Origin of the sequence: Bacillus sp. FSL W7-1354, from assembly GCF_038002405.1 — a bacterium.
In the GTDB taxonomy this organism is placed as follows: Bacteria; Bacillota; Bacilli; order Bacillales; family Bacillaceae; genus Bacillus; species Bacillus paralicheniformis.
In genome coordinates this window covers 3,137,849-3,164,167 of sequence record NZ_JBBOCL010000001.1, presented here as the reverse complement: position 1 = coordinate 3,164,167, position 26,319 = coordinate 3,137,849, and the positions used below count along the sequence as shown (strand labels likewise).

Below are 26,319 nucleotides of genomic sequence, written 5' to 3'. Positions count from 1 at the left end.
GCAGTTCAATGACAAAAAAAAGGTTTATAAGCTTTAGCGTAATAATACTCTTGCTGATGATCACCGGCTGCGGCAAAGATGATATTCAGGCAGTCAACTATGAAAAAGGCTTGCCGAAAGAAGACAGCCCGGCATTTAAAGAATTTATGAGAAATGAATTTGGATTTCCTGATGATATTACTTTGAGAGTTCAAGATTCAATTTATACTATGATGAGTAGTCAAAAAAATGGAATTCGTTATTATACATATACGGATAAACAGCTTAAGAATAGTTATAAACCTATTTTTTCTACCAAAGAAAATGTCTCAGCCAAGTTGTCTGACTTAAAGCAGAAAGATTCATTAATAGATGAGGGAGAAACAGTCCATGATAAAATAGGGCAAGGTCTTCCTGAGATGAAGATAGTCAATAAAAATGTTATAAAAGTAAAAACAACATTTGGTGAGAAGAAAATAAAATTACCGATACCATCAAGTGCTAAAGAAGTTTATCTCAGCCTTTACGCGGTTGATAAAGAAAATATGCTTATAGGAGTATCCGATCATACAGGTGAAGAGACTCCAAGAACATATTACTTATTTTTAAAACAAGATCTTTCGCAACATCTGATTGTGAAAGAAGATAAATTACATGCAACACTTGAGTCTGGAAAGTTAAATAATTATCTATCAGTATTTCCAAAAGTTACAGAAGATGGATCATATCTTAAGTTATTCGACAAATATATATTCGAAAAAAAGACGAACAAAGTTAGGAAAATCAAAGACACTGATATTCTAAGCAAAGACGGTAAATATGTTTATATTAACGGAGCAAAAGAAAAAGAAACAAATGTAATGGCTGATGGTATTCAACAGATACAAACCGTGGATAATTATTTAAAAGGAAATGACAAATATGAAGCTCAATTTAAGATTGACTTCAAACAAATTGCGAAAGAGATGGATTTTAATGCGGGCGATGCAAGGATAGCTAATATTCATTATTTTAATAAAGATTATGTAGTTTTGTATATTTCCTATCACGGGAAGACAATTGGGACAGCAGGAGCTGTTAATGTACTAATCGATTTACAAAAAAACAAACAACAGCCAACCGCTTATTTAGTTGATTTAGGAATCGAATCATAGAGGGACTGAAGAGTTTTTATTCAGTCCTTTTCTTATTTGACAAAGGTAGGCCACAAAAGTGGGATAAGCCTTCTGTCATTTTTGGAATTCAAATAAAAAGGAACATAAACGATAGAAACACTCAATGAAAAAAAGATGGTTTATATACTTAGGCATTTTCATAATATGCTTGCTGGTGATCACCCACTGCGAAAAAGACGATGACGCATTCACAATTTTTTAATAAAAATTATGTGGCCATCCAATTTTCATATGATTTCATCTGGTATGGCTCGGGATATATTGATATGCTGATTGATCTGCAGGACAAAAAACACCCGACTGCTTACTTGATAGATTATTAGGATGATTGGGTAGTCGATTAGATTTACAGTATCCATTTATCATTAGAAAAAACCGCACCTCCATAGTTAGACACTATCTAACGATAGGAGGTGCAGTTCATTTTTCACCCTTGCTTCACCTTCTCCGCCGCATATCCATTCGGATTCGCAGAGTGCCAGTTCCAGGCGTCGCGGATGATTGCGATCAGGCTGTTGTGCTTCGGGGTCCAGCCTAGTTCTTTTCTGGCCTTGGAAGAAGAAGCGGCAAATGTTGCTTGTGAATCGATGCCCGTTTCTGTCAGCTTTGCGGTGATGAGAGGAATGCCTGTGACATATTGGGCGGCAAGAATGATTTGTTCAGCGGAGTAGCTTTCGCCATAGCTGAGATTGTAGATTCGGCTATCCTTGCCTTTCCGCAAGTGGCTGATGGCGAGCACGTGTGCTTCTGCCAAATCCTGAACGTGAACATAATCGCGGAAGCCTGTTCCGTTTTCAGGGTGATCTATGTGAACAAAAGGAAGGTGTCCGAGAGCGGTTCGCAGAACATTTGAAATGAGATGTGTTTCGCTCCCCCGGTCTTCGCCGATGATGGCGGATGGGTGGGCGCCGCACGCATTGAATGAGCGGAGGATCACATATTTCAGGCCGTACGCTTTTTCCGCTTCCATCAGCATTTTCTCCATCATCCATTTGACCTTCCCGTGCGGGTGAACGGGTTCTGGTTCGGTTTTTTCTGTGACAGGGAGGTTCTGCGGACAGCCGTAGACCGCAGTGCTTGATGCAAAAACGATCCGGCCGACATCGTATTCTTTCATCACGTCAAGCAGTGTTTCCATGCCTGTCATGTTTTCGTTGAAAGAAGAAAAAACGCGATTCGACTGTAATGGAATAGGTGATGCTGCGAAATGCATGACGGCTTCAATGTCCTCATTTTCAAATACTTGCTTGAGAAAATGCCGGTCGCGAATATTCCCTTCATAAAACGCAGCTTCGGGGTGAACGGCTTCTGCGTGTCCCGTTGCCAGGGAATCCACAACGACGACTTTTTCTTTTTTCTCAATTAACGTGTAAACGGCGTGGGAACCGATATAACCGGCTCCCCCGACAACTAGTATGCTCATCGGAATCCCTCCTTTTGGATCTCTTATCTTCTACATGATATGGCGCTGCGGAGCTGCCGCCCGCCGCTGTTCTTCAAATCCGTATTTGCCGTCAATGATATATAGCGGCCTGTCTTTCACTTCGTCATAAATGCGGCCGATGTATTCGCCGATCGCTCCGAGGATGATCAGGATAAAGCCGCTGAACAAGCATTGCAGAATGATCATCGAAGACCACCCGGTAATGGTGCTTGTCGTAAACAGCTTCATGCAGACGACGATGAAGGCATATATAAAACCGACCGCTGACAGCGCGATTCCTGAGTAGCTTGCCAGTTTCAGCGGCTGAAAGGAAAATGAAGTGATGCCGTCGAGCGAGAGCTTCAGCATTTTTTTGAGAGGGTACTTCGTTTCCCCTGCAAGCCGTTCGTGGCGCTCGTAATAGACGGCGGTCTGCTTGAACCCGAGCCAGCTGACAAGGCCGCGGACGAACGGATTTTTTTCTTTCAGCTTGTTCATTTCATTGACCACCTTCCGGTCCATGAGCCGGAAGTCTCCCGTATCCACCGGGATATCAACGTCTGTGAGTTTTCTTAAAATACGGTAGAACATGGCGGCCGTTTGCTTTTTGAAAAATGTTTCTCCTTCCCGCTTTGTGCGGACGGCGTATACAACGTCAAAGCCTTGGCGCCACTTTTCCGCCATTTCCAAAATCAATTCGGGAGGATCCTGCAAATCGGCATCGATCACCACGATCGCTTCGCCGGCAGCATAGTCGGTACCGGCCGTAATGGCGATCTGATGACCGAAATTTCTTGAGAAATTGATGCATTTTACTGCCGGGTCTGACTGAGCAAGCGACTTCAGCATGTGAATGCTGTCATCGCTTGAACCGTCGTTTACAAAAATCAGTTCATAAGGGTCGCCTGTCGAGTCCATGACGGTTTTTAATCGGTCATAGGTGCTTTGAAGCACTTCCGCTTCGTTGTAGACAGGGACTACGATTGAAAATGTGACTTGTCTCTGCATATTCATCACCTTTCCTTTCATCAATCAAGCTCCACTTTATAAAGCGTCTGATTTCCGCCAGGTCCGCCTGACTGGGAATCGTTATCTGAAGAAGAGCTGCTGTATTCGTTTTTTGAAATTTCTTTTCCGTTTTCTTTAATCCAGTTAGTGATTTCTGAGTTGTCTTGGCCTCGACCGTCGCCGATCATGAAGTACTTGACTTCGCCGTTTTTGACGAGCTTCTCAAGTTTTTCAACCGTCAAAATCGGGTCGCTTCCAGAGAATCCGCCCATCGCCATGACAGCTTTACCTGTTTTGATGATGTAAGATTGAGCAGACGTTGCGCTGGAGACCGCAAATAAATATTTTTCACCCGTGTTGTTCTTTTCAAGGTAGCTCAACAGTTCTTCATCGACTGATTCGCCGCTTCCAGGGCTGCCGCCGCTTGGTCCGCCTTGTTGACGTCCGCTTGCGCCTTCGCCGTTCTGATTTTGGCTGTTTTGGCCGGAACCGGTATCAGTTGAAGAATCATTGCTGTTTGAACCAGGACCGAAGCCAGGTCCGTTATTGTTGTTTTGATCACTGTCTGTTTGACCGTCTTGGCTGCCGAATCTGGGAGGTCCGCTGCCGTTGTTATTCTGCATCTTCCCTCCGCCACCGCCGCCAAATGATTGTGCGGATTTAGGTCCGGCCTGCGGAATCATGCCGTTTACACCGTCAGCGAGCGTTGCTGTTGTCCAATAGAAAGGTCCGATCAGCATGCCGAGCAGCGCTGCAAGTGATACATAGTAGCTGAATGACTTTCCTTTTTTGAAAAAGATGAGAAGGCAGCTTGTGACAATGCCAAAAGCGCCGATCAATATGCTCCAGACGATGCCGATTTCGCTGAGATAAGGACTCAAAATATACAATTCAAATGCGGTTGTCAGCAAAATTCCGATCGGCAGAAGCTGTTTTTTCCAGCCGCTTTCCTCCTGATAGAGGCGAACGAGCGCTGTCCAGCCTGCACCTGATAAAGCGGCAATCGGTGCTGCCAGCATGATCAGATAGTAATGGTGGAAGAATCCTGCGACGCTGAAGAATGCAGCGACTGGCAGAAGCCACATCATCCAGAAAATCGTTTCAGTCGTTATTTCATTGAATTTGCGTTGACCGCGAAGGCCCGTGATCAGCAAACCGATGATGCCGAAGAGTACAAACGGGATGAGCCAGCTTGCCTGTCCGGAAAGCTCGGATTGGAATAGTCTGAGAGGGCCGGGGTTTCCTGTGCCAAACATGCCGCTCGTGCCGCCGCCGGGACCTCCGCCGCCGCTTTGAACATCACCCTGCTGGCCGTCCGGTCCGCCTGAAGGCATCTCGCCCCCGCTCGGCGGAGCCATTTGTCCATTTGTCGAGTCTGAGTTGTTTTCGGTATCGCCGCTTTGCTGCTGCGGCATTTCCTGCTGCTGGTTCTTTTGATTTTGATCAGATGAGGGGGTTCCGCCCCCGCCAGCACCGTTTTGGCCTGTGAGACGCTGGATGCCGTTGTAGCCAAACGCCAGCTCAAGGACAGAGTTGGTCTGGCTGCTTCCAATATAAGGGCGCGAACTCTCCGGCTGACTATCGACGACTACCGCCCAGGAAACGGAAACGCCTGCCAGAACGATCAAGGCTGTGATAAGAGACACAATTTTTTTGCGAATCGTCGTTTTTGCTGCAATCATGTAAAACAGCAGGAATGCCGGTAATACCATGTATGCTTGCAGCATTTTGACGTTAAAGCCGACGCCGACCATACAGAATGCGCCGAGCAGCCAGCCGATTTTTCCTTTCCGGACTGCTTTAAACAACATCCAGGTTGCAATCATCAAACAAAGGGTGAGAATGCTGTCGACGTTGTTTGTATGGCTGACCGCAACGGCAATCGGCGTACACGCCATAATAAGAGCTGAAATTCTGGCCGCCGTTTTGCCAAAAGTAGGTTTTACAATAAAGTACAACAGTGCTACGGAAATCACTTCGGCAATCGCTTCAGGAAGAACGACGCTCCAGCCGTGCACGCCGAACACAAGTGCAAAAAGTGTCTGAATCCAGAGTGCAACCGGCGGTTTATCAACTGTTACAAAGCCTGCTGGATCAAATGATGCGTAAAAAAAGTTATGAAAACTTTGGGTCATACTTTCAACGGCCGCCGTATAGTAGGCGTTGTCTGTGTCACTATTCCAGATGCCGTACAAGTTTAAAGCTGCAGATAATACAAGAATGAAGACCAGGAATATATCGATTTTCCTTTTCTTAATCATTGTTCGATCACCTCACTAAAGAGCATTATAGAAGCCAAATATGATCAAACTATGAACAAATCAAGAAGGAATTTTAAATTGTATAGAGGGGCAAAAAAAGAGACATGCCGTCAGGAGGCATGTCTCAAATATGAGGTGTTATTTCCATACGTCTTCTGCGATCTCGACGACATGACGCAGTTTTTCCCATTGCTGCTCTTCTGTCAGGAGATTGCCTTCTTCTGTGGAGGCAAAGCCGCACTGCGGGCTTAGGCACAATTGGTTCAGGTCGACGAAGCGAGCTGCTTCGTCGATGCGCCGCTTAATATCATCCGGGTTTTCAAGCTCTCCGAATTTTGATGTGATCAGGCCGAGGACGATCTGCAAGTCTTTCCGTTTGACATAGCGAAGCGGTTCGAAGCCGCCGGAGCGCTCGTCATCAAATTCAAGGAAAAGTCCGTCTAAATTGAGTCCGTCGAAAATCGTTTCTGCAGCCGCATCGTAGCCGCCTTCCGCCACCCATGTTGACTGGAAGTTGCCGCGGCAGATGTGCATGGTGACCGTCAAATCGTCCGGGCGTCCTTCAACTGCTTCATTAATCGTGTTGGCGAAGGACTGGCGCAGTTCATCAGGCTGGCGGCCGAAGGCTTTGATCTGCTCATGTCCTTTGTCTGAGAAAAATACCGACCAGGCCGTGTCATCCAGTTGCAAATAGCGGCAGCCGGCATCGTAAAATGCGCGGATCGCTTTTTTGTAAGCCTGCGCGACATCGTGATGGAACTCATCCAGATCCTCGTACGGGCTTTCTCCAAGTTTTCCTCTGAAAAACAGCATATTCGGGCTCGGAATCGTCATTTTCGGCGTATGTGTGCCCGCAATATCATGAAGAAATTTATAATCTTCCAGCATCGGATGGTTTGTAAAATCGACTTTGCTTGTTACTTTGATTCCGCGCGGCTTCGTTTCAACATTATGAAATTGAATGCCCTTGTCCGCTGTATATCCTTCTACGCCGTCAAGCCCTTCAAGAAAATCGAAATGCCACCATGACCTGCGGAATTCCCCGTCAGTAACGGCTTTAAGGCCAATTTCTTTTTGCTTTTCGACAATGCGCTTGATCTCTTCGTTTTCGACTTCGCGCAGTTGTTCAGCGCTAATTTCACCGTTCGCTTTTTGAATACGCGCTTTTTTTACGGGCGCAGACCTTAAAAGACTCCCCACCTGATCAGCTCTGTACGGTCCGCTTTTTTTCCCAGGCGTTTGCTTCAGTACATCGGTTGATTGTGTCATGCTTCATCCCTCTTTCTTTATAGACATAAAAAAGCTCTTCCCGATAAGGAAGAGCTTGATATATTCAATCTCCTCCTTATCTTCAAGAGCACGAACATGCTCTTAAGGATTTAGCACCATTCTGTCATAGACAGCGGTTGCCGGGTTTCACAGGGCCAGTCCCTCCACCACTCTTGATAAGGAAAACCTTTTTATGCAATTTTTTAATAATTTTAATATTAATACTTTTTATAAAAATGTCAATGGGTTTAAAAAAACTATTTGGTTTTTCATTTTCTTCTTCTGCGGTTAAACCGGAGGGCGTATCGAATCAGCGTGTGAATTTTTTGTCAAGACAGTCTTTCAAATGGTCAACAAGGTGCTGAACGAACAGGGTGAATTAGAATATTTTTCAATTTTTATCTCCGAAAATAGAAACTTTCTCGCGAGTTCACCGGTCTATCATGTGTACCTGATTTCAAAATGGGTATGATAAACAATGACAGATTAAGGAGGGTTCTTATGAACAAAAAAACAGTGTTTAAAGCGTTAGGTATGCTGATAACAGGGGTATTGTTTTTTGCGCTGTACGGTGCGGCCGCACTTCCTTCTGCACACGCGGCAAATGAAAAAAAGCCGACGGTCACGAGCCATACTTACAAAAACATTAAGGCTTTGAGATACCCGCAGGTTGCAAATGTAAGCACCAAATCTCTCCAAAATAGGATCAACAAAGATTTTAAACGTTATATTGAGCAGTCCTACAAAGATTATGTAAAAAACAAGAAAGACGGCCAACAGCACGGATACCAAACAGATTATCAAACGTCCTTTGAAGTGAAATACCGGACCGGCCAAAAGCTGAGCATTCTGACAAGTAATTACGTCTACTCCGGCGGAGCGCACGGAAATACGGCAGTCCGCTCTTTCAACTATGACCTTGCCTCTAAAAAGCGGGTGTATTTATCAGATATCTTAAATACAAAATCGAAAATGGATAAGACAAAAACATACATTTACGACTATATTCAAAAACACAGCGACATTTTCTTCCCGGATGTGAAGAAGAAAGACATCGTCCTTGGTAAAAACACGGCTTTTTATTACACAAAAGACGGCATTGCGATCGTCTTCCAGCAATACGATGTCGCTCCTTATGCTGCCGGAAATCCGGTCGTTGCCGTTCCGAAAACGGTGTATCAATAAATAACAGCCCCTGTTTCGCAGGGGTTTTTGTTTTGAGGGAAGAAGGAATGGGGAGGTTATGGAAGCCTTTTCATGAAGTGGCAGCTGACGGGCATGATTCAGCCCGCAGTCCGTTCGCAGATTTTTTCTAAATCGAATAGCTCGCAGACATAGAACATGCACTGCCGGCCGCTGATAATCTGATATTTTTTAAAAGCATATGTCCGGTCTGCTGAAACAGGTACAAGTTGTGTGAAATGTTTTCCCAGGCAGTCGCCCGTACTGAAAATTTCACGCCTTGACTCCAGTTCTGCAATGATTTTCCCGATGGGAAGCCTTTCTGCCTGCAAATCTTGTTTGATGGCGGGCGGCAGTAAGTTTGTTTTAACATAGACATAATTATAAGATAAATAATCATCGCCTGTTTTCAAAGAGGAAGTTCTAAACAAGATGTCATCATCGCGTTGAAACAGCCTCGCTTCTTCAGGTGACAGCTTGTCATAATCAATATTATTTTGCTGAAAAACTTCGATTTCGGCTTTGCCACCGATCAGCGTTTCAATCGCTTTGGTTGTTGAACCATCGGTTTTGGTTAACATGTCTTTTACAAGAGCAACTAGAGTTTCAGGAAAAAAGTGGCTTACGCTCAATGAAAGGCACCCCCGTACCAAAATTAGAATTTTTTGAAAACTTGTCTTTAAATTTATCATGTGGAGATGCGTTTGTCTAGAAAAATAAGTTAAATTTTAGGTTAGTAATGTAAATTTTATATTTTTAACAATTGGATAGATCAGGATATGTATGGAAAAAGGAGACGTCAATGTCTCCTTTTTTTGTGCGATTCATTTAAGTCGTCTCTCCTTCTAAAAGCTGTACGGGCAAATAGGTTTCCAGCGGTAAATCATCGAATTCGCCTTCGATGGCTTTGGACAAAATCTCGATGGCCTTCTTGGAAATGAGTTCAATCGGCTGCTGGATGGTTGTCAATTCCGGGAGGATGGACTGAACGGCTTCCGTTCCGTCGTAGCCGATCACCTTTAATTGCCCGGGAATGTCTTTTCCGCGTTTTTTTGCTTCGGTGATGACTGTAGCGGCCATGAGGTCATCGCTGGCAAAAATGCCGTCAGCCGCAGGCTGTTCATCAAACAGTTTTGAGATGATTTCCCGGTAATTTTGATGAAAGGGAACCTCATATGTAATCGGCTGCCTTCCGTGTTGTCGCATCACATCTTCATATGCTTTTCGTCTAAGATTTGCCGGTGTTTTCAGCTCAATTGGTCCGTTGAGATGGATGATGTGCCGGCAGCCTTTTGCAATTAACAGTTCTGTCGCTTTTCTTCCTCCGTCATAGTTATTGGAGCCGATGACGGGAATCGTTTCCGATAAGTAATGATCGATGGCGACAATCGGCAGGTTTTGCCGATGATAGTTTAAGATTCCCCTGTTGTAGGTCACGGCGATGACGCCGTCCACTTGATTTCGCATCAGCATTTCCAAGTATTTTTCTTCTTTGTCTTTGCGGTTCAAGCTGTTGCAAAGCAGCAGTTTGTAGCCCATGGCAGCGCAGATGCTCTCAATATGAAAGGCCAGTTCGCCGAAAAACGGGTTGCTGGAGTTAGGGATGATGAGCCCTATTAAATGAGTTCGTTTACGAAATAAAGAGCGGGCCAAATCGTTTGGAAAGTAATTGATTTCTTCCATCGCTTTATAGACTTTTTCTTTTGTTTTTTCACTAATATAGCCGCGGTTATTTAATACCCGCGATACGGTTGTTGGTGAAACTCCCGCTTTTTTTGCAACGTCGTGAATGCTAGGCTTCATTCCCTTTTCCCCCTGCTAGTTTACTGAAATGGCTTACAATTCTCGTCACGCACTTATTTTAGAGAATCGGACTGATATGTGCAAGAAAATGCCATGATTCTGAGAAATGTACCGGGATGAATAATTGGGGAAAAAATATGTCAACCGGTTGACATGTGAAACCGGTTGACATACAATTCACTTGAAAGCGCTTTTATCTGTTGATTTATGAAAAATGGGGGGAAGTGACAAAGATGAAAAGGTGGCTCTTCGGAATTTTTTCGTTGTTGCTGATGTTTGCGATGTGGGGCTGCAGCAATAGCAAAAGTGCAAATAGCCAAGATGGGAAAACGCTTACGATGTGGGTGCACGTATCTGATGATAGTGAAGAAGGAAAGGTCTATCAAAAGCGGGTGGACGCTTTTAATAAAAAGTATGCCTCCGAAAACGTCAAGGCAAAAATTGATTTCATCCCCAGAAGCGGAAACGGCGGCGGATATGAAGACAAAGTGAACGCGGCGCTGACAACGAACACCTTGCCGGATGTGATCACTTTGGACGGACCGAATACGGCGGCTTATGCGAAATCTGGCGTAATTGCGCCATTGGATGAGTATATCAAAGACCAGGATGATTTATTGCCGAGCATTAAGCAACAGGGAACCTACCAAGGGAAACTGTATGCGATCGGCGTCAGCGAATCGTCGGTCGGTATTTACTATAACAAAAAAATGCTGAAGGATGCCGGCGTTGACTTGAAAACGCTGCCAACGGTTGAGAATCCATGGACGTGGGACGAATTTCTTGAGCTTTGCAAAAAGCTGAAAAATAAATATGACAAACCGGCCATCGATATGCAGTTGCAGTCAAAAGACGAAATGCTGACTTATGCGCTTTTGCCATTTGTTTGGTCGGCTGGCGGTGATGTCCTTTCAAAAGACGGCAAGAAGTCGGAGGGTGTTTTTAACGACAAACCGACCGTTGCAGCGATGACATTTATTCAAACAATGCTGAAGGAGGGTTACACGACCCGGACTCCGGTTAAGCAGGCGTTTGAAACGGAAAAATATCCGATGAAAATGAGCGGTGTCTGGACGGTAACCGACATGGAAACAAATTTCCCTAATGTCGATTATGGGGTGATGCCGTATCCTGTTTCGCCAAAAACAAAAAAGCTTGTGTCCCCTTCAGGAAGCTGGCAGTTTGCCATGACACAGACGTCTGAAAACAAGGAATGGTCGGCAAAATTGGTCGATTGGATGACAAACAAGGAATCCAACCTGGAATTGAGCCGTTCGATCGCCGCGCTGCCTGTGCGCTATTCATCAGAGAAAGTGATGGCAAAGGAATTCTCAGATGAAATGAATGTCTTCTTGCAGCAGCTGAAAGAAACGGGGCATGCACGACCGGTGACACCGGCATATCCACAGGTGACACGCGCATTTCAGCAAGCGATCGATGACATCAGCTTCTTTGATCAGCATCAGGATATTCAATCGGTGCTGGATACGCGTGCAAAAGAAATGCAATCAGCCATCGATAAGGCTAACTAGAAGGTGGAGCCATGAATAAAATTCCGTTGAAAGAAGCAAGGACGGCCTTTCTGCTGAAAAAAACCCCTGCCAATAAAATAGGGTGGCGGGACAATGTGCTGGCCTATACATTTTTAGGTCCGTCCTTGCTGATTTTGTCAGTGTTTCTCGTGATTCCTTCGATTATGGCGGTTTACTACGCATTTACAGATTATTATTTGTTAACACCTGACCTGCGCAAGTTTGTCGGTTTTGACAACTTTATCAAATTGTTCAAAGACCCTATTTTCTTGAAAAGTTTGAGCAACACATTGAAATTTGTTGTCCTTGTGATTCCATTACAGATCGGGGCCGCTCTCGGGCTGGCCCTTCTGTTGAATAAAAAGCGCAAGGCCAATACGTTTTTCAAAGTCGCATACTTTAGCCCCGTCGTCATGTCGCTTGTTGTCATCTCCGTTTTGTGGCTGTACTTGCTGAATCCGAATGAAGGAATGATCAATAACGTACTGACGCATGTCGGTTTACCGCCACAGCCGTTTTTGACAAGTCCTGAACAGGCGATCTTTACAATTGTTTTCGTTTCAGTCTGGCAGGGAGCGGGATTTCAGATGCTGATTTTTTTAGCGGGCCTGCAAAACATTCCCGGAGATGTCTACGAGGCGGCGCAATTGGATGGTATGAATAAATGGCAGCGGTTTATTTATATTACATTGCCTTTGTTGAAACCGACGTCGATTTTTATCTTTATTACAACGCTGATCAGTGCGTTTAAGCTCCTCGTGCAGCCAATGGTCATGACCCAGGGGGGACCGGTCAATTCAACGATGACAGTTGTCTATTATATTTATCAAACGGGATTTACCGATCGGATGGTCGGCTATGCAAGTTCAATTGCGCTCTTGTTTGGCACGATAATTGGATTGGTGACGCTTGCGCAGCGCAAGCTGGTGAAGGAGGATGAAGGCGGATGAGAAGGAAATTCGGGCCTTTAACGATACTGGAATATATATGCCTTGTTTTGCTGGCGGTTCTGTTTATATTTCCGCTGATTTGGATGGTCGCTTCATCGATGAAACCGGAAGCCGATATTTACAACAATATCAGCAGCATTAAAGCGTTTCTCCCGTCTTTTCATCCGTCGGAATGGTTTCAATCCTACAGGGAAGTGCTGTCACGGTTTGATTTACTAATGTATATCGGTAACAGTCTGTTTTACGGTTTGTGTGTGGCAGCGGGAGCGGTCATTATCAACGGAATGGCGGGCTTCGCATTCGCCAAGCTGCAATTCACAGGTAAAAAAGTGCTGTTTACCATATTGCTGGCGCTTTTAATCGTGCCGATGGAAACGATTTTAATCTCGCAGTTTACAATTGTTCATAAGCTCGGACTTGTTGATACGCGCCTTGCCGTGATTTTGCCGGCGCTTGCCGGGGCTTTCAATATTTATTTGTTCCGAAACTTTTTCATGGCGATCCCGGGGGAGATGATTGAGTCGGCCAAGCTGGATGGAGCCAATACATGGCAGATTTTCTGGCGGGTGATGCTGCCGATGTCGAAACCGGCTGTTGCTACTGTGGGGACATTGGCTTTTATCGGCAGCTGGAATGACTATATTTGGCCGCTGATGGTTTTGACGGATAAGTCGAAATTTCCGATCCAGGTGGCGATTACAGCCATCAACAGCACCGAGCCGGTTTATACGAACCAGGTAATGGCTGTCTTGACGATTTCCACGATTCCGCTGATTCTCATCTACATTGTAGCCCAACGCTACATTTTAGATGGCCTCGGCGGTTCAGGGACAGGCATCAAATAGATACATCCAAATCGGGTTAAAGGAGCAAATGAAAATGAAAAGCTCAAACAGTCTGTATTGGAAACTAAGCGCTTATTTTTTCTTTTTCTTTTTTACTTGGTCTTCAAGCTATTCTTTATTTGCGATTTGGTTAGGGCAAGAAATCAATTTGAACGGGTCCGCGACAGGCATTATCTTTTCTGTAAACGCTATCTTTACTTTGTGCATGCAGCCTTTGTACGGTTTTATCTCTGATAAGCTCGGTCTGAAGAAAAACATATTATTTATGATCAGCTTGCTTCTCGTATTTACGGGTCCCTTTTATATTTTCGTCTACGGACCGCTTTTACAATACAATGTCTTTCTCGGGGCTATTGTCGGCGGAATTTATTTGGGAACTGCTTTTCTCGCCGGAATAGGCGCGATTGAAACCTTTATTGAAAAGGTCAGCCGCAAATATCACTTTGAATATGGAAGAACAAGGATGTGGGGATCCCTCGGCTGGGCTGCGGCGACATTTTTTGCAGGTCAGCTGTTCAATATCGACCCGAATATCAACTTCTGGGTTGCTTCCGTTTCAGCAGTCATATTGGTAGCCATTATTGTTTCCGTAAAAATTGAGATGACAGATGATGAAAAGGAAAGGGCAGACTCGGTCGGATTAAAAGACGTGGGAGGGCTTTTTCTCTTAAAAGATTTCTGGTTTTTGATGTTGTACGTGATCGGCGTAACTTGCGTATACGGCGTCTATGACCAGCAGTTCCCGCTTTACTACGCTTCCTTATTTCCGACTCCGGCTCTGGGGAACCAAATATTTGGATACCTTAACTCATTCCAAGTATTCATTGAAGCGGGCATGATGTTTCTTGCGCCTTTCATCGTCAATAAGCTTGGTCCTAAAAAAAGTTTGATTTTAGCGGGGCTGTTAATGGCTTTCCGCATTATCGGCTCCGGACTTGTCAGCGGACCGGTCGGAATTTCATCGATGAAACTCATTCATGCTGTAGAATTGCCGATTATGCTGATTGCGGTGTTTAAATATTTGGCGACTAATTTTGATAATCGTCTTTCATCCGTACTTTATCTTGTCGGCTTTCAATTCGCATCCCAGGTAGGCACGTCGATTTTTTCGCCGCTTGCGGGAGGCTTATACGACAGCATCGGATTTCGCCACACTTATCTCATCATGGGAGCAATGGTCCTTTGTTTCACCATTATTTCGATTTTTACCTTGCTAGACTCAAAGAAAGACGTTGAATTTGCTCAAAGTCTACAAAGAAAGCATATATAGAAAGGGTGTCACAGATGAATAGAATTCACCAGGCAGAAGAAGCATTGAAGAAAGCCGGAAAAAAAGTGAATCACCGATACCGAATGGGCTATCACATGATGCCCCGGGCAAACTGGATAAATGATCCAAACGGACTGATTCAATATAAAGGGGAGTATCATGTCTTTTATCAACATCATCCGTATGATGAGAATTGGGGGCCGATGCATTGGGGCCATTTGAAGAGCAGGGATCTTATTCACTGGGAACACTTGCCGATCGCTTTAGCCCCTGGCGATGCATTTGATGAGAGCGGCTGCTTCTCAGGAAGCGCAGTCGAATATAACGGCGACCTTGCTTTAATCTATACAGGGCATAATATGATAGATGAAGAGAAAGACGATTTCTATCAAAATCAGAATATAGCAGTCAGCAAAGATGGTATCACCTTTGAAAAACTGAAAGAAAACCCTGTCATCGCAGAGCCGCCGGAAGACAGCTCCCGCCACTTTCGCGATCCGAAAGTATGGAGGCATGGTGAGACCTGGTATATGGTGATCGGAAACGCCTCAAAAGAAAATGTCGGTCGGGTCATTTTATATCGCTCGCCTAACTTTGTAGATTGGGAATATGCAGGCGTCCTCGCCCAAAGCGACGGGAATCTCGGCTTTATGTGGGAATGTCCGGATTTCTTTGAATTAGACGGCAAACACATTTTGCTGATTTCCCCTCAGGGTATAGAGGCGGATGGTGATTCATATCAGAATCTGTATCAAACAGGCTATTTGATTGGAGATTATGATGAAGACACGAATGAGTTTGTACATGGCTCCTTTAAGGAATTGGACCATGGCCATGACTTTTATGCCGTGCAAACTTTGTTGGATGACAAAGGGCGCAGAATTGCGATTGGCTGGATGGATATGTGGGAGTCAGAGATGCCGACGAAAGCGGACGGATGGTGCGGGGCTTTAACTTTGCCGCGTGAATTGACGTTGAAGGATGATCACAAAATTTTAATGAATCCGGTTGAGGAGACTCAATTACTTCGTGAATCGGAACATCATGAATGTGCCAATCAATCGATTTCCGGCAGCTATTTGATCAAGACAGCCGAAAAGCTTCTTGAAGTGGTAGCCGTTTTTGATTTGACAATTTGCAGTGCCGAAACGGTTGGCTTAAAGATTCGGGGGATTGATCAGGAAGAGACAATCATCCAGTACAGCTTGGTTGATCAAAAGCTGACGCTCGACTGTTCAAAGTCCGGCAAAGCGCGGGACGGTGTTAGAAATGTACGGCTTGAAGCGGAGGAGAAGCTCACTTTGCATCTGTTTCTTGACAGATCGTCTATTGAAGTATTTGCAAACCATGGTGAAGCGACAATGACCAGCCGCATATATCCCAAAGAAGGAAGAGTCGGGATTGAGCTGTTTTCTGAGAAAGGCAATGTACGGGTCGAAGAGTTCACTTACTGGACGTTGAAAGATATTTGGAAAGGCGATGAAGCCGAATGAGCAGAATTTTTTGCATTGGTGAGACGTTAATCGGCTTTAACCCGAAACATGTTCTTATATCGGCAAAGCGCAGATAAAGATCGATCTGACAAAAAAGCGGCTGTCGTGTCTTGCAGCCGCTTTCCGCTTTTTTTCGTATTACGCTCTTTCTTCAAACAGCTTCACAATTTCCACGATGACATTCGCGGCTTTTACCATATTGTCGGCGGAAATATACTCGTATTTTCCGTGAAAGTTTTCCCCGCCTGTAAAAATGTTCGGACAAGGAAGCCCCATGTATGAGAGCTGGGAGCCGTCTGTACCGCCGCGGATCGGTTTCACAACCGGCTCGATGTCCAGATTTTTCATCGCTTCATAGGCAATGTCGACAATCTCTTTGACCGGTTCGATTTTTTCCCTCATGTTGTAATATTGATCATTCATGTCCATTGTGATGCTGTTTTCGCCGTATTTGGCTTTAAGGTCGTTTGCAATTTTTTGGACGGTTTCTTTTCTCTCGTTAAATCGGTCTCTGTCAAAATCCCTGATGATATAGGAGAGAGTGGTTTCAGAGACATCGCCCTTGATCGAAAGCAGATGGTAGAAGCCTTCATAACCTTCAGTAAATTCAGGAGCTTCGTTTTCCGGAAGTCCGGCGTGAAACTGCATCGCGATTTTGGCGGCATTGACCATTTTTCCTTTTGCTGTGCCGGGGTGGACGTTCGTTCCTTTACAAGTGATTTTCGCGGCTGCAGCATTGAAGCTTTCGTACTGCAGTTCGCCGAGCGGTCCGCCGTCAACCGTATACGCGAATGTGGCGTTGAACGCCTCTACGTCAAACTTGTGGGGCCCTCTGCCGATCTCTTCATCAGGCGTAAAAGCGACTCTGATCTTCCCGTGTTTGATTTCGGGGTGCGCAATTAAATATTCGATTGCCGTCATGATTTCAGAGATTCCCGCTTTATTATCGGCGCCGAGCAAAGTCGTTCCGTCGGTAGTGATCAATGTATGTCCCGCATAATCTGCAAGCTCGGGAAATTCCTTGGGCGATAAGACGACATTGAGAGATTCATTCAGCACAATGTCCTTTCCGTCGTATTGTTCGATAACCTGCGGATTGACGTTCTTTCCGGTAAAATCTGTTGCTGTATCCACATGAGCCAGGAAGCCGATCGTCGGCACCTCTTTTTCCGTATTCGAAGGAAGCGTCGCCATCACATAGCCGTTTTCATCGATTGTGACGTCCTTCATGCCGATCTCTTTCAGCTCTTCAACAAGCATATTGGCAAGCGTCAGCTGCCCGGGAGTGGAAGGCGTCGTCTGACTGTTTTCATTTGACTGCGTATCCACTTTCGCATAAGAAATGAGACGTTCAATCAGTTTGTTCTTCATGTTTCCTTCATCTCCAATTGTTGGTTTTATGTTTATCTTATCATTCATGGCGGGCGAATCGAAAACTTTTATTCCTGTATAGGAAAATTTAGTATAATATAGTTCTAAAGGATCATCACAATTGTAAGGGAGTATCACAATGGCTAAAGGTTATACAAATGAAGGAACAAAATGGGAGTTTGCACATTCTTTCTGGCTTGTGTTCACATGGGTTCCTTTTGGATTTTTAAGCTGGTTTGCATTTATTTATATCGCAGCGCGAACGAAACAAAGAAAATGGTTATTTGCCGGGATCGGATATGCAGCGGCTGTTTTATTCGCTGCTTTTACAGCCAGAACGTTCCTTTTCGATTTGGCTATGAAAGCCTTGCTTATCGTTTGGATCATCTCAATCATTCATGCTTTCAAAACAAGGGCCGAGTATTTGGTTCGGCTTGAAGCCGTCTATCGAATCAAACGATCAAGTATGAATGAACTGAGGGAAGAGCTTAAATATGAACAGGAACCGCACGGCCAAACCGGAACTTCTAAAGTGACGCTGACAAAGAAGTAAATAGAATCCGCTATTTTCGATGAAATAGCGGATTTTTTTAATGCAGAGAAAAAATTCCGTCCTTTTGAAACTTTTCTCATCCATTCTCTTCTCTAATGTTTGAAGGAGGCGCAACAGTGAAGCAAATCAGATTAGTTAAGAAAGCTGTCGCAGGCAATGCCAAAGCTTTTGAAACGCTGTTTCAAAAGCACAGCGATCAGCTTTACAGAACAGCTTACATATATGTGCGAAATAAGGAGGACGCGTTAGATATCGTTCAGGAGACGGCGTACAAGGCATTTTTATCGATTGCCCAGCTGAGGAATCCCGAATACTTTTTGACATGGCTGACGAAAATCCTCATTCATCATGCATATGCCTTATTAGACAAGAAAAAGAAAGTGGTTTTAATGGACAGGCCGCTGCAGGATGAAGGCCAGGAGCAGGAGATGGATGCGGACGACAGAATGGGGATGCTTGAAGCCGTTCAGCGGTTGCGAAAAGAATATCAAACCGCCATCATTCTATTTTATTATCACGACCTGCCGATACATGATATCGCCGAGGTGATGAATGCTCCCGAAGGAACCGTTAAGACCTATTTGAAAAGAGCGAAGCTTGAATTAAAACAACTACTGACTGGGGGAGAAGACGCATGGACAAACAATGGTTCAAAAACGAAGTAAACAAGATCAATGTTCCTACAAAAGAAATCCGCGAATCAATCGATAAAGGCATCAATCGGGCCAAGCGGGAAAAAAGGTTTCGGCCGAAGCACGCCATGAAACGAACCATTTTTGTTTCAGGCGCGGCCGCTGTGCTCCTTCTCGGCAGCGGCTTCGTTTCCCCAGCGATGCAAAGCGTGTTGGCTGACGTCCCGCTGTTTGGGAAAGCGTATCAACAATTCCATGACTATGTCGGTCAAAACTTGGTGGCGGGCCAGCTTGTCACTGAACTGAACGAGAAAGCGTCCAGCAACAACATAGACGTGACGGCGACAAGCGTTTATTTTGACGGCGGAATCATCGGTATGACGTTTAAGGTGAAAAGTGATACAAGAAAAGATTTGGATGATGGAGCGAGAATGATTCATTTCACATTATTTAATGGCGAGCGCAAATGGGCGATCGCTTCTCAAGGAGACATAAAGAAAACAGAGGACGGCTATACCGGCTACATTCAAATGGGCTATCCAGACAAACATATTCCCGATAAACTGACACTCCCGGTTACGATCACAGATATTAACGGAATCAGAGGGAAATGGAAGTTCGACATTCCGGTTGATAAACTGCCGTATAAAACGCTCCACGTAACCAAAAACAATACACAATCGGCTGATGGCCATAAGCTCGCCGTAAAAACGGTAATTCTCGGAAAAGAATCGACTGTCATCGACTATGAAGTATCCAATTCAGAGGAACATCCAAACGATCGTACATCAATTATAAAAGTGACCGATGATAAAGGAAACGAAATCCCTTATTTGAGTGGCGGGCAGAGGACGACAGACAGTACAAAGAAAGGAAACAAGGTTCGTCACGAAGAAAGGCTGATCCTTGAAAAAGTGAATAAAGGAACAAAATACCTCAAGATTGAGGCGAGCAGCAGTATGGGCGATTCCGAAAAAACGCTGCCACTCACAAAAACGCCCGCCGTGCTGAGCGCTGACCGTCATGATTTCCAGATTGCCGTTGATCAGGTGAAACAAAACGGCAGCAAACTGTCTGTCGACTATCATTTGAAACATGTCGATCAATCTAAGATCGATATGGACAGCATGCAAAATTTTTTAGAAACGATGTCGCTGGTTGATTCGGCTTATAAAGGCTTTGACGAGGCGCCGGAGGGACACAGCGTAAAAGGTAATTTTACAAAAGTGCTAGATCCTGAAAAACTACGATTCCGTTCAGACTTTACGTTAGATGGTGAATTTGGAGCGAAAAACTTCAGTCTTGACCAATATTCGCTTGATGTCGAGTTTGGTTATTTAAGCGCATTTTATTCTACACCGTTCAAGCCGATCAAAGTGCAATTGCCACAGTAAAATATATGACCCGCTGTTTCAGTGAAACGGCGGGTTGTCTGCTTTGATGGCCTCCCAACCTAAAAATTTCCTCTCCCAAAGGAAAAAATATGCACCAAAAAGAAAGCGTTTTCATTGTAAAGTAAAAGCAAACCACCAAAAAAAGGGGGAGAGTAAATGAGCAGGATGGCGAAGGTGACCGAGATGTTTGAGCGGGTCGCTTTTAAAATTACAAGCTTCAAATATATCATGGTCATTAAGTCGGCGTTTGTTACGCTGATGCCGGTCATCATTGCCGGGGCGTTTGCGGTTCTGATGCAGAATATGGTGATGAGCCCTGAGACGGGACTTGCGGTTTTCGAGCCTTTTCGGTTCTTGTCTGCGCTTGAGCCGATTATGGCCTCGATCAATTATGCGACGCTGAACTTTATTACGATCGGCGCAGTGTTTTTGATCGGGATTGAGCTCGGGAAGCTGAATGGGCATGAATCATTTTTTCCCGGCTTGATGGCGCTGATGTCCTATATCTCTGTCATTCCATCGACGGTGCTGTTGGAAGTGAACGGTTCGATGCAGGAAGTGGTTAATGTGCTGGCCAAGGAATTTACGGATCCGAAGTCACTGTTTTTGGGGATGTTTATTTCGATTGTGTCTGTTGAAATCTTCAGCAAGCTTTCGAGCATGGACCGGCTCAAAATTAAAATGCCGGACAGCGTGCCGGCCAATGTCTCTGTCTCGTTCGGCACTTTATTTCCTTCGATTATTACGGTCACGATCATCGCCAGCTTCGGATTTGCTTTTCATCGGCTGACGGGCGTATACCTTCATGAAGCTGTGTACAATGTCGTGCAAAAACCGCTTGAGGGTGCGATTCAAGGCCTTCCCGGCATTTTGCTGCTAGTGTTTGTCGCACAGTTTTTCTGGGTCATCGGCATACACGGAAACCAGATGGTGAAGCCGATCAGGGAGCCTTTGCTGCTCGCTTCGATTACCGTCAATATGAATGCATACGCTGCCGGCGAATCGATTCCGAATATCATTACGATGCCGTTTTGGGATGTGTACATGAGCATCGGCGGATCCGGCGTCACGATCGGCCTGTTGATCGCGATTTTTATCGCGGGGAAACGGGAGGATTTGCGCAGCATTACAAAAATTTCGTTTGGTCCCGGCATCTTCAATATCAATGAACCGGTGATCTTCGGGGTTCCCGTCATGCTGAATCCGTTAATGGCGATTCCTTTTATTGTGACGCCGCTTGTGACGGGGGCGATCGGTTACATCGCGACAGCGGCGGGCTTTGCCGGAAAAGCCGTTGTCATGGTGCCGTGGACGACACCGCCGATTATCAATGCGTGGCTGTCGACAGGAGGAAGCCTCGGCGCCGTCGTCACACAAATCGTATGCATCATCGTCTCTGCCCTTATTTATCTTCCGTTTGTGATGTTGATGAATCGAAGCCTTACGGTAAATTCTGAAAACAATGTTTCCATGTAAAGGCGTTGAAAGGGGCGAACGAAATGGCGAGACAAACGTGGAAGATTCCCGCCGATTTTATTCTCGGCGCAGCAGCGTCGGCGTGGCAGACAGAGGGGTGGGCCGGGAAGCGGCCGACACAGGATTCTTATTTGGATATGTGGTACAAGAATGACCCGCATGTATGGCATAACGGATACGGACCGGCTGTGGCAACCGATTTTTATAACCGCTATAAAGAGGATATTCATCATATGAAAGAGATCGGCTTGACACATTACCGGACATCGATTAACTGGTCCCGCTTTCTGATTGATTATGAAACAGCAGAAGTTGACGAAGTGTACGCAGGCTATATCGACGATGTCATCAATGAGCTGATTGCATCAGGTGTGGAACCGATGATTTGCCTTGAGCATTATGAGATTCCCGCAGTTTTAATGGAGAAATACGGAGGGTGGGGGTCTAAACATGTCATAGATTTATTTGCGGCATATGCGAAAAAAGTATTTGAACGATATGGAGACAGGGTGAAATATTGGTTTACTTTTAATGAACCGATTGTCCCGCAAACCCGGATTTTCCTTGATGCAATTCGATATCCATATGAGCAGAACACAAAAAAATGGATGCAATGGAATTTTAATAAGGCATTGGCGACGGCGAAATGCGTCAGGCTTTTTCACGCCCGCAAGTCCGATTGCCTGGAAGGCGCCAAAATCGGCGTTATTTTGAATCCGGAGGTTACTTATGCGAGATCAAGCGCGCCTCATGACCAAAAAGCGGCCCGCATCTATGATTTGTTTTTTAACAGGGTTTTTTTGGATCCGAGCATCAAAGGCGCCTACCCCGATGAATTGATAGAGCTCTTGGTTAAACACGATATTCTGTTTGACCATGATGAGGCGGAGCTTGACATCATCAAACAGCATACAGTAGATTTTGCCGGCATTAACCTTTATTACCCCCGCCGTGTAAAAGCTCCGTCAAGACAGTGGAATGACTCAACGCCATTTCATCCCGCTTATTACTATGAATACTTTGAGCTGCCCGGCAGAAAAATGAACCCATTCAGAGGATGGGAGATCTATCCCCAAATTGTCTATGATATGGCGATGAGACTCAAACATGAGTACGGAAATATCGAATGGCTGATTGCGGAAAACGGGATGGGCGTCGAACATGAGGAGCGTTTTAAAAATGAAGAAGGTGTCATTCAGGATGACTACAGAATCGATTTTATTTCGGCCCATTTGCGAGAGGCAATGAAAGGGATCGCAGACGGCGCAAACTGCAAAGGCTATATGCTTTGGGCGTTCACGGACAACGTCTCTCCGATGAACGCCTTTAAAAACCGCTACGGCCTTGTTGAGATCCGATTGGAGGACAACCGCAGCAGGGCGCTGAAAAAATCGGCTTGCTTTTATCGGGATATCATCAAAAACAGACAGTTTGAAACAGAGGAATTCCGGTATAAATAAAGGCGGCGGGGGGAATCATCCCGCTTGTCGTCGGGATGATTTCTCATATATGATCTACATAAAATACTCCGGCCGGTTGATCATAATCTGCTTGTTCATTTGACTGATCACGCCTTCGCAGCGGAGCTTTTTCAGGACGGCGCTGACGGTTTCGCGGGATGTCCCTGAGATTTTGGCAATTTCAGCAGCGGTGATCGGACAGTTGATGACGGTTGAATTGCTTTCTTTTTGACCGAGGCTTTCGGTTAAATAGTAAATGGCTTGTGTGACCCTGTCGTGTGCATGGGAGAGTGTAATGCGCTTCAGCCTTTCCTCGTGGAGGGCAAGAATGTCTGATAAATGATTGAGAATATCGTAAAGCAGGTTTTTGTTGTCCCGGACGAGATCTTCGAAGATGTTCATGGGTATATAGTAGAGTTCAATATCTGTTAAGGCTTCGGCGGCATAGTGATAATGCTCATCCCGAAACAAGCCTCCAAATGGAAAGAGGGTATGAGGACGTACATAGTCGGTATAAAACATGGATCCAGCTTCGTTTGATTTTTCGAGTTTGATAAAGCCGTCGAGAAGAAGGTACATTCGTTCCCGGGGGTCGTCTTCCATAAATAATATCTGGCCTTTATGGTAAGTGCGCCAATAGATAAACTGTTTCATATCTTCCAGATCTCTTTTATTCAGGGAAGCGAGAAGAGGAAACTTTTTCAGTTGATGTACGATGTCTTTGTTCTTCATATGGACCACCCTTATCGATTTTCTTATGTTGCGGCTATATAGTTTAAATTTTACTTGTTTTTGACGATTGGCAAAAGGAAGAACCCTCCCCGAGCCCTTCCTTTTGCTTTTAGGCTTGTTCGACAATCGTGCCGGCATTTCCTTGGAGAGCGTCTTTGGCTAATTTCAGGGATGTGATGACCGTTTTATTGCCTTTTTTGGCTTCGGCAAATTGGATGGCTGCTTTGACTTTTGGCAGCATGCTTCCTTCTGCAAATTGCTTTTCTTTTATATAACCTTTCAGTTCTTCGGTGGTGACGCGTTTCAGCGCGCGTTCTGTCGGCTTTAAATAATCGACGGCAACATAGTCGACACCTGTTAGAATGACCAGTTCGTCAGCCTGCACAAGTTCCGCCAGTTTGCAGGCGGCAAAGTCTTTGTCGATGACGGCGTCAATACCGGAGACGGCATCGCCGTTTTCAATGACGGGAACGCCTCCGCCGCCGGCCGCAATGACGATATGTCCGTGTTCGACAAGATCATTGATAACATCGTGTTCAAGGATCGATACCGGAGCCGGAGACGGTACGACCCGGCGCCAGCCTCTTCCGGCGTCTTCTTTAAAAACGAGGCCGCCGTTGCGGCTGTTCATCAGTTCTTTCGCTTCTTCTTCGCTGTAAAACGGACCGATCGGTTTTGTCGGGTTGCGGAATGCTTCATCATCGCCTCGGACGGCGACCCGGGTGATGACGGTTGCCGCATGTCCGCCTTTCCCTTTCGCATGTAGCGCCCGGTCAAGAGCATTTTGCAGCCAATAGCCGATCATTCCCTGGGTCATGGAAACACAAGTTTCAAGCGGCATGGCCGGTGTTTTCGGGGAATCCGCCTCTTTTTGCTGAATCATCAGGTTTCCGACCTGCGGGCCGTTTCCGTGCGTGACGATTAATTCGGCGCCGCTGTCGATCATATCCGCCAAATACATGGCGGTTTCTTCAAGCGCGCGCTTTTGCGCTTCTGCACTGGCATCTCCGGTTTGGATGGCATTACCGCCAAGTGCGACGACAATTTTTCTTTTTTTCATTTGATCATCACCTCTGTTTTGTTAAATTGAAATGCTTCCCGCAGCCAGCCTGATCACGGCGATGACAGCCAATACAAGAATCGCGGCGGCAATCAAAAGCTCGGCCTTATTGAAGACGGGGCCTTCTTTTCCTTTGCGGACAGCCCGGAATACGAGAATGCCGGGAGCGTATAAAATCATGGTCAAAAGCAGGTAATCAAGTCCTGCGGCATATACGAGCCAGACGCCGTAAATGCTTGCGATGATCCCGATGATGAGGTTCTTTCCCCGGTTAGGTTCTTTGTGCAGCCAGCTGTATTTAAGCTGATAAAGCCCGGAAAACAGATACGGGATCAAGATGGCCGAGGAAGCCAAGGAGAATGCAAACTGATAGGCCGCATCCGAAATGAGAAACGTCAGCAAAAACAGCTGGATAATGGCGTTTGTCAAAGTCAGCGCATTTGTCGGCGCGCCGTTTTTATTTTCTTTGCCGAACCATTTCGGGAAGACCCCTTCGCGCGCCGCGATCAGCGGGAGTTCGCCCGCGAATAATGTCCAGGCCAGCCAGGCGCCCAATACGGAAATGATTAATCCCAAGTTGATGAGCACAGCTCCCCATTTGCCGACGATATGCTCCATGATCGCGGCCATTGAAGGATTCGGAAGTCCGGCCAAGTTTTGCTGATTCATGACGCCGAGCGACAGCATCGTAATCATGACGTAAATCACAAGTACACTGATCAAGCCGATGACAGTCGCTTTGCCGACATCGCTTGATTTTTTGGCACGGCTTGAGAATAAGACGGCCCCTTCAATTCCGGTAAACACCCAGACGGTCACCAGCATCGTGCTCTTGACCTGTGTCCCGATGGAACCGAGCGACAGCCCTTTTCCCCAGAAATCGTTCGTAAATAAATCAAGATGAAACACAAAGATAATGGCGATAATGAAAGCAAAAATCGGTACCAGTTTTGAAATGGTCGTAATTAAGTTGATCATGGCAGCGGACTGTACCCCGCGCAGGATCAAAAAGTGCACGCACCAGAGGATTACGCTTGCACCGATAATCGATGCGACGTTTTGTCCGTCTCCAAACGCAGGGATGAAATATCCGACTGCGCTGAACAGCAGCGTTCCGTATGCGACATTGCCGAGAAGGGCTGCGAACCAGTACCCCCAGCCGCTGTTAAACCCCATAAAATGGCCGAATCCTTCCCGCGCATAAGTGAAAATACCGCCGTCTAAATCAGGCCTTTTCGTGGTCAAGTTTTGGAAAGAGAAGGCCAGGGCAATCATGCCGACTCCGGTGATGATCCAGCCGATTAAAATGGCTCCCGCCCCCGCTCCTGAAGCCATGTCGCTTGCAAGGTTGAAGGCGCCCCCGCCGATCATCGATCCGATGACAAGCGCGATAAGTGCAAACAGCCCAAGTTTCTTTTCTTCCGCCATTTTTGTCACCTCATTCGGTTTAG

General features: G+C 45.6%; 22 protein-coding genes and 1 riboswitch. Of the genes, 12 read left to right on the top strand and 10 right to left on the bottom strand.

The window, feature by feature from the left end; all coding sequences use genetic code 11:
• The first annotated feature begins 8 nt into the window (after positions 1 to 8).
• Positions 9 to 1,133 (top strand): hypothetical protein, encoded by a 1,125-nt coding sequence (locus MKZ04_RS16090; protein WP_144499077.1) that lies wholly within the window; start codon positions 9 to 11, stop codon positions 1,131 to 1,133.
• A 448-nt stretch (positions 1,134 to 1,581) separates the two neighbouring features.
• Here MKZ04_RS16090 and galE read toward each other — a convergent pair whose 3' ends face one another.
• The 4 genes from galE to MKZ04_RS16070 form a co-directional block, all read right to left on the bottom strand.
• Positions 1,582 to 2,577, bottom strand: a complete 996-nt coding sequence (gene galE, locus MKZ04_RS16085) for a UDP-glucose 4-epimerase GalE (RefSeq protein ID WP_145625395.1) — start codon at positions 2,575 to 2,577, stop codon at positions 1,582 to 1,584.
• Positions 2,578 to 2,607: 30 nt separating this feature from the next.
• Positions 2,608 to 3,606 carry a glycosyltransferase family 2 protein gene (locus tag MKZ04_RS16080; RefSeq protein WP_020453486.1) on the bottom strand — a complete coding sequence of 333 codons (999 nt, stop codon included), beginning with the start codon at positions 3,604 to 3,606 and terminating at the stop codon, positions 2,608 to 2,610.
• A complete protein-coding gene (locus tag MKZ04_RS16075; protein ID WP_341046324.1) occupies positions 3,606 to 5,846 on the bottom strand; it encodes a glycosyltransferase family 39 protein in 2,241 nt (746 codons plus the stop codon). The genes MKZ04_RS16080 and MKZ04_RS16075 overlap by 1 nt, the downstream gene beginning before the upstream one ends.
• Before the next feature lie 138 nt (positions 5,847 to 5,984).
• Positions 5,985 to 7,115, bottom strand: coding sequence for a 5-methyltetrahydropteroyltriglutamate--homocysteine S-methyltransferase (locus MKZ04_RS16070; RefSeq protein WP_195536768.1), 1,131 nt, complete (start codon positions 7,113 to 7,115; stop codon positions 5,985 to 5,987).
• 73 nt (positions 7,116 to 7,188) lie between these two features.
• A riboswitch (SAM riboswitch) is annotated at positions 7,189 to 7,298 on the bottom strand.
• 318 nt (positions 7,299 to 7,616) lie between these two features.
• On the opposite strand from MKZ04_RS16070, the gene MKZ04_RS16065 reads away from it, so the two are divergent.
• Positions 7,617 to 8,300 (top strand): DUF3298 and DUF4163 domain-containing protein, encoded by a 684-nt coding sequence (locus MKZ04_RS16065; RefSeq protein ID WP_341046321.1) that lies wholly within the window; start codon positions 7,617 to 7,619, stop codon positions 8,298 to 8,300.
• 98 nt (positions 8,301 to 8,398) lie between these two features.
• On the opposite strand, the gene MKZ04_RS16060 is transcribed toward MKZ04_RS16065, so the two are convergent.
• Together MKZ04_RS16060 and MKZ04_RS16055 are read right to left on the bottom strand one after the other, a co-directional pair.
• A complete protein-coding gene (locus MKZ04_RS16060; RefSeq protein WP_020453481.1) occupies positions 8,399 to 8,929 on the bottom strand; it encodes a chorismate--pyruvate lyase family protein in 531 nt (176 codons plus the stop codon).
• Positions 8,930 to 9,125: 196 nt separating this feature from the next.
• Positions 9,126 to 10,100, bottom strand: coding sequence for a LacI family DNA-binding transcriptional regulator (locus tag MKZ04_RS16055; RefSeq protein WP_075212860.1), 975 nt, complete (start codon positions 10,098 to 10,100; stop codon positions 9,126 to 9,128).
• A 233-nt stretch (positions 10,101 to 10,333) separates the two neighbouring features.
• Here MKZ04_RS16055 and MKZ04_RS16050 point away from each other — a divergent pair, with 233 nt between their 5' ends.
• From MKZ04_RS16050 to MKZ04_RS16030, 5 genes are read left to right on the top strand one after another with little or no spacing between them, the layout of a single operon-like run.
• A complete protein-coding gene (locus tag MKZ04_RS16050; RefSeq protein WP_023856921.1) occupies positions 10,334 to 11,632 on the top strand; it encodes an ABC transporter substrate-binding protein in 1,299 nt (432 codons plus the stop codon).
• An 11-nt stretch (positions 11,633 to 11,643) separates the two neighbouring features.
• Positions 11,644 to 12,582, top strand: a complete 939-nt coding sequence (locus MKZ04_RS16045; RefSeq protein WP_049937651.1) for a carbohydrate ABC transporter permease — start codon at positions 11,644 to 11,646, stop codon at positions 12,580 to 12,582.
• Positions 12,579 to 13,427 carry a carbohydrate ABC transporter permease gene (locus MKZ04_RS16040; protein ID WP_023856923.1) on the top strand — a complete coding sequence of 283 codons (849 nt, stop codon included), beginning with the start codon at positions 12,579 to 12,581 and terminating at the stop codon, positions 13,425 to 13,427. The genes MKZ04_RS16045 and MKZ04_RS16040 overlap by 4 nt, the downstream gene beginning before the upstream one ends.
• A 34-nt stretch (positions 13,428 to 13,461) precedes the next feature.
• Complete coding sequence (locus MKZ04_RS16035; RefSeq protein WP_023856924.1) at positions 13,462 to 14,697, top strand: MFS transporter; 1,236 nt, start codon at positions 13,462 to 13,464, stop codon at positions 14,695 to 14,697.
• Positions 14,698 to 14,711: 14 nt separating this feature from the next.
• Positions 14,712 to 16,190, top strand: coding sequence for a glycoside hydrolase family 32 protein (locus tag MKZ04_RS16030; RefSeq protein ID WP_195536769.1), 1,479 nt, complete (start codon positions 14,712 to 14,714; stop codon positions 16,188 to 16,190).
• Between the two features lie 138 nt (positions 16,191 to 16,328).
• Here the strand turns inward: MKZ04_RS16030 and pepT are convergent, their stop codons facing one another.
• Entirely contained in the window at positions 16,329 to 17,561 is a 1,233-nt protein-coding gene (pepT, locus tag MKZ04_RS16025) for a peptidase T (protein WP_025810568.1), read from the bottom strand.
• A gap of 139 nt (positions 17,562 to 17,700) precedes the next feature.
• Here pepT and MKZ04_RS16020 point away from each other — a divergent pair, with 139 nt between their 5' ends.
• The 5 genes from MKZ04_RS16020 (at position 17,701) to MKZ04_RS16000 (ending at position 23,076) form a co-directional block, all read left to right on the top strand.
• A complete protein-coding gene (locus tag MKZ04_RS16020; protein WP_020453473.1) occupies positions 17,701 to 18,114 on the top strand; it encodes a hypothetical protein in 414 nt (137 codons plus the stop codon).
• A gap of 95 nt (positions 18,115 to 18,209) precedes the next feature.
• A complete protein-coding gene (locus tag MKZ04_RS16015; protein ID WP_035338016.1) occupies positions 18,210 to 18,779 on the top strand; it encodes a sigma-70 family RNA polymerase sigma factor in 570 nt (189 codons plus the stop codon).
• Positions 18,749 to 20,140, top strand: coding sequence for a DUF4179 domain-containing protein (locus tag MKZ04_RS16010; protein WP_025810571.1), 1,392 nt, complete (start codon positions 18,749 to 18,751; stop codon positions 20,138 to 20,140). The genes MKZ04_RS16015 and MKZ04_RS16010 overlap by 31 nt, the downstream gene beginning before the upstream one ends.
• A gap of 156 nt (positions 20,141 to 20,296) precedes the next feature.
• Positions 20,297 to 21,616 (top strand): PTS sugar transporter subunit IIC, encoded by a 1,320-nt coding sequence (locus MKZ04_RS16005; protein ID WP_025810572.1) that lies wholly within the window; start codon positions 20,297 to 20,299, stop codon positions 21,614 to 21,616.
• A gap of 23 nt (positions 21,617 to 21,639) precedes the next feature.
• Positions 21,640 to 23,076, top strand: a complete 1,437-nt coding sequence (locus MKZ04_RS16000; protein WP_023856929.1) for a glycoside hydrolase family 1 protein — start codon at positions 21,640 to 21,642, stop codon at positions 23,074 to 23,076.
• 54 nt (positions 23,077 to 23,130) lie between these two features.
• On the opposite strand, the gene MKZ04_RS15995 is transcribed toward MKZ04_RS16000, so the two are convergent.
• From MKZ04_RS15995 to arcD, 3 genes are all read right to left on the bottom strand, one after another.
• Positions 23,131 to 23,808: a Crp/Fnr family transcriptional regulator gene (locus tag MKZ04_RS15995; protein WP_020453468.1), complete on the bottom strand. Its 678-nt coding sequence runs from the start codon at positions 23,806 to 23,808 to the stop codon at positions 23,131 to 23,133.
• A gap of 109 nt (positions 23,809 to 23,917) precedes the next feature.
• Positions 23,918 to 24,868, bottom strand: a complete 951-nt coding sequence (gene arcC, locus MKZ04_RS15990; protein WP_020453467.1) for a carbamate kinase — start codon at positions 24,866 to 24,868, stop codon at positions 23,918 to 23,920.
• A 21-nt stretch (positions 24,869 to 24,889) separates the two neighbouring features.
• Positions 24,890 to 26,296, bottom strand: a complete 1,407-nt coding sequence (gene arcD, locus MKZ04_RS15985) for an arginine-ornithine antiporter (RefSeq protein ID WP_020453466.1) — start codon at positions 26,294 to 26,296, stop codon at positions 24,890 to 24,892.
• Positions 26,297 to 26,319: the final 23 nt, after the last annotated feature.